At 36.0% G+C, this 3,804-nt stretch carries 5 protein-coding genes; all 5 read right to left on the bottom strand.

Annotation, left to right across the window (positions count from 1 at the left end; all coding sequences use genetic code 11):
* A partial coding sequence (locus L0951_RS13555) for a hypothetical protein (protein ID WP_234111793.1) occupies positions 1-286 on the bottom strand: 286 nt, incomplete at its 3' end.
* A gap of 169 nt (positions 287-455) precedes the next feature.
* The gene (locus tag L0951_RS13550) at positions 456-923 is read right to left on the bottom strand and encodes a hypothetical protein (RefSeq protein WP_234111792.1); all 468 of its coding nucleotides are present in this window, start codon (positions 921-923) and stop codon (positions 456-458) included.
* 51 nt (positions 924-974) lie between these two features.
* Positions 975-1,124: a hypothetical protein gene (locus L0951_RS13545; protein WP_234111791.1), complete on the bottom strand. Its 150-nt coding sequence runs from the start codon at positions 1,122-1,124 to the stop codon at positions 975-977.
* Positions 1,121-2,008, bottom strand: coding sequence for a DNA adenine methylase (locus L0951_RS13540; RefSeq protein WP_234111790.1), 888 nt, complete (start codon positions 2,006-2,008; stop codon positions 1,121-1,123). The genes L0951_RS13545 and L0951_RS13540 overlap by 4 nt, the downstream gene beginning before the upstream one ends.
* Positions 2,008-3,456 (bottom strand): hypothetical protein, encoded by a 1,449-nt coding sequence (locus tag L0951_RS13535; protein WP_234111789.1) that lies wholly within the window; start codon positions 3,454-3,456, stop codon positions 2,008-2,010. The genes L0951_RS13540 and L0951_RS13535 overlap by 1 nt, the downstream gene beginning before the upstream one ends.
* Between the last annotated feature and the right edge of the window lie 348 nt (positions 3,457-3,804).

Below are 3,804 nucleotides of genomic sequence, written 5' to 3'. Positions count from 1 at the left end.
TCCCGCCAATACTTTGCGAAAGCCCTGCAAAACCGGGCAGAAGGAATCGGAAAATACACCCTTGAAGGACGGCTCCTCCCACCGGAAGCGCCAAATCGCATATTCCAAATGATGACCGCGCATTTTCATGCATCGCGGTCCGCCGCAGGACTTTCTTTTCGTCACCCAACCTTTGCCTGCGAAATAACCTTTGCGGATAAGGGAACCTTTGTCCTGCAGCGAAGAAAACCCGCAGAACCTGCCTGTCGGCAGACAGGACCCCCTTCCAAAGGCTAGCAAACGACACAAAAAAAAGCAGTAATTCTAAAAAACTGCTTTGTAGCTCTAAATTCTAAAAACGATAACTCCATAGAAGAACCAATATTGGAGAAAAGCCACCGGAGCTTCCGTTCAACGGGCTTTCATTTCTTGTCTTGCAGACAAAACGAAAGCTTAGTTATTGTACGACGTTCTTTTTATAAGTTTTTTAAATATTCATAAAGTGTTTTATTTGTAACATTTAGATTTTGTTTACAAAATTCATTTAAAAACATAATATGTATAAACGGAATTATTAGCAAACAAACCAATATTATATACGTTTTACGGTTTTTATAATTCAGATTTTTGTGTTTTAAAAATACTATCCATACTCCAATCATTAGAACAGTCGCAAAAATTGACATCATAATCATCCAAGCAATTCCGTCAGAATCTAGATTTCCAGGTGCAAAATACCAATCCAAAGTTCTACTAATTAAATAGAAAATTAAAACTGCCCAAATAATTTTTTCATATTCAATTTTATTTTTTTCGCCAATAAACCATACAGCCAAAGGTAAAATAACAGTCGTTCCAAGCATAAATCCTAGAGGTGGAAGTGTTAAACTTAATAATTGAGTCAAAGTCAAAGCGAAGAAACTAAAAATCAAAAATTTTTTCAAATCTAATTTGTTTTGTGGTGTTGGTTTAGAATGTCGTACAACGGTTCTCAGCTATACGCAGGCAGGGATTTTTACCACTGAACATCCTACGAAGAACTGAACTTCAAAATTACCACTTTCCTGTCCTACGAAGCACAAAACCCCTGCTTGCGTATAGGTGATGTTGGCAGCTGGTGTTCTTGATTTCAAAGCGATTATCATACGTTTACAAGATTATTTAGTCCAATGTCAATATGTTTTAAACTACATTGTTTTGGTAGCTTTAATTGGTCTGCGAAAACAAAAATTTCTTTTCCTTTATACACTTTTGCGGCTGAATACTGCAAGTCGTAAAGGAAATGTCGTCTTTTTTTATACAGATTCACAATGTCAGGAACACCGTCATAGGAAAGAACCCAATTGTGTTTGATTTCAGACTGAATAACTTGCGAAATTCTTGCATGGTCTGTTTTTTTATAGGCATTTAAATAAAGTTCACTTCCTTTTTCATAATAGGGAGGGTCAAGATAAATTAGGGTGTTTTTGGGTAAATTAGGTATGTAGTTTTGGATATAATATTCTGCGTCTAAATTTGTTAGGTGGATATTTTCTTTAAATCTCGCAATTGCTTCTATTCTTCTAATCAAGTCATTGCGATTAAATCTTGCATCCATTTTATAATTCCCTGACTGGTCTAAACCTCCAATCACACCTGCAGACAAAACACCTGACCGATTACACCGATTTAAAAAAAATACACTAAACCCTGTTTCTAGAATCCTTCTCTTATCACATTTTTTGACAATTTCTTTCCTCTTTCGCCATTCATCTACTGTCATTGATGCTGATGAAATCATTTTACAAAGTTCTTCTGGTTTATTAATTACTGAGTGCCAAAAAGAATATATACCAAAGTCTGAATCATTAAGGTGAATGTCTTTTACCTTTTTAGTAAGTAGCAACTGAATTCCAACTCCCGCACCACCTGCAAACGGTTCGACATAATGACATTCATTTATGCCGTTTTCCTGAATTATTTCCTCAATAAATGGGGAAAGTCGTTGCTTTCCACCTGGATAACGTAAAGGTGTTTTAAAATCTCCCATTAGTTCATCGCTTCTAAAAGTGGATAAATATTGCTAAAAACAGTGCATAAATCAGATTGGGAAATAGTAAAAACTGGGCTGTGAACCAAATTATTCATTGAAGTCACGGAAAGTAAGCCATCTGGTTTCCCAAGCTCGGTCATAGCTCCATGCAGTACTTTTACCATTTGAGTATTTGAATTATTATTTGTCAAATGAGCAGTGATGCCTCTCAATACTTCAACAAGCGTTTTATCTTTTCCTCCCGCTTTCGTCATACTTAAGCCATGGTCGGCAGAATATGCTTTACCAGAAATTTCGAACATACTTCTAAGTAAAAAACAAAATGCAATAGGATTGTCTGCAATTTTTAACTTCTTAATCTCGTCCCTAAGGGTAACAACTTTTTGTCTGTTGGCACCCCGAGGCGAAAATTTCTTTAAAAGCTGTGCGACATGTTTAGGGTCATTCACTGCTACTGCTTTCGGTGGAGCTGGTGGAGTGGGAGTTGTCGGTGCTACTGGTGTAGGAGTTGAATTATTACTTGTAGTAGGATTAGTATTTTGATTCGAATTTGGAGTGGTGTTACTTTGTGGCGTAGAACCTGTTGAACCACCTGAACCTGCTGTTGTGGGTGTTTGCGGATTATTTGAAGGTGGTTGTGGCGGTGTTATTACAACTGGAGCAATACCATAATTTGATGGGAAGTCTAAATGCACATTTCTAAGTGTTTCAAACTTAATTTGTTCAAGACCAATATCAAGTAAAATACTCTCTAATTCGGCCAATTGAGGTATCTGAGGGTACTTTTTAACTAATTCTGCAATACTTGTAAAACCAAGTCTTGAAAATGATTTTCTTAAAGCTTCATCTAGAACAGTCAAAGGATATTCACCGCCCCACCTTTCTTTTTGTTGGCCATTTAAGTTGTTACCTTTTTTTAGGTATTTTTCTAATAAATCAAGCCCATGTTCTGAACCGCCTTTTACATCTCTATTGTGTCTTGCTCGGGCAACTGAGTTCCATGGGTCACGACTTGCCTTTTCTCCTTTACCATGAGCAAGTGTAACTACTTTATCAACTTTATCTTCTTCTTCTAAAGTAAAAACGGTGCAAGGAACTTCAAGATTTTCAGCTTTCCATGTTGAGTCAAGTTTATTGATACTTTCAATTATTGACGCAGGTAATCCAAAATCCGAAAGTTTGTAATGTCCGTGGATTAGTTTAAGAGCTGCAATACGCCTATTTCCTTCCTTTACAATGTTATCAGTACCATTATTTAATATGATAATATTTTCCGTGGGTAAATATCCATCCTGAATGATGCTTTCCATTACCGCAAAAAATCTATCTGGCTTTATTGAAATCATTGCCTTAATTGCGTCAGATTCCTTTTTTTGAGGAACAGTTCTAAAGTTTTTCAGGTCAAGTTTTAACTTGCTGACTTCTATTTGTGATGTTGTTGGCATATTATTTATTTCAATTGCAAAGTAACTTATTTATTTTCATTTAGTCGTTTAACTTACCTAAGGCAATAGTTATCGAAAGTATTGTTAGTTAGTACTGTCTTCCTACACTTGCTGCCAACACGTAAATATACGTATATTATCTGAAGCACTAAATTTTTTTATTCACAAAACCAAACAAACTGACAAAGTATTGGATATTAGGATTTTATCACTACTTTTGTGTAGCGTATTACGGATAAATAACCACCCCGATCGCTCCAGATAAACGTGTAATGATGAATTTTTAACATATCAAAAAAACGAAGTTTACCCATGGATTTCTCCGATAAAAGATACACCTGCACTCCC

Origin of the sequence: Chryseobacterium sp. R2A-55 (genome assembly GCF_021401085.1) — a bacterium.
Taxonomy (GTDB): domain Bacteria; phylum Bacteroidota; class Bacteroidia; order Flavobacteriales; family Weeksellaceae; genus Kaistella.
This window is presented reverse-complemented; position numbering and strand designations above follow the sequence as displayed.

What these genes read in the sequence shown, in the direction of transcription:
- L0951_RS13545 (WP_234111791.1), bottom strand. Translation starts at nt 1,124, where the DNA reads ATGATAATCGCTTTGAAATCAAGAACACCAGCTGCCAACATCACCTAT.
- L0951_RS13540 (WP_234111790.1), bottom strand. Translation starts at nt 2,008, where the DNA reads ATGGGAGATTTTAAAACACCTTTACGTTATCCAGGTGGAAAGCAACGA.
- L0951_RS13535 (WP_234111789.1), bottom strand. Translation starts at nt 3,456, where the DNA reads ATGCCAACAACATCACAAATAGAAGTCAGCAAGTTAAAACTTGACCTG.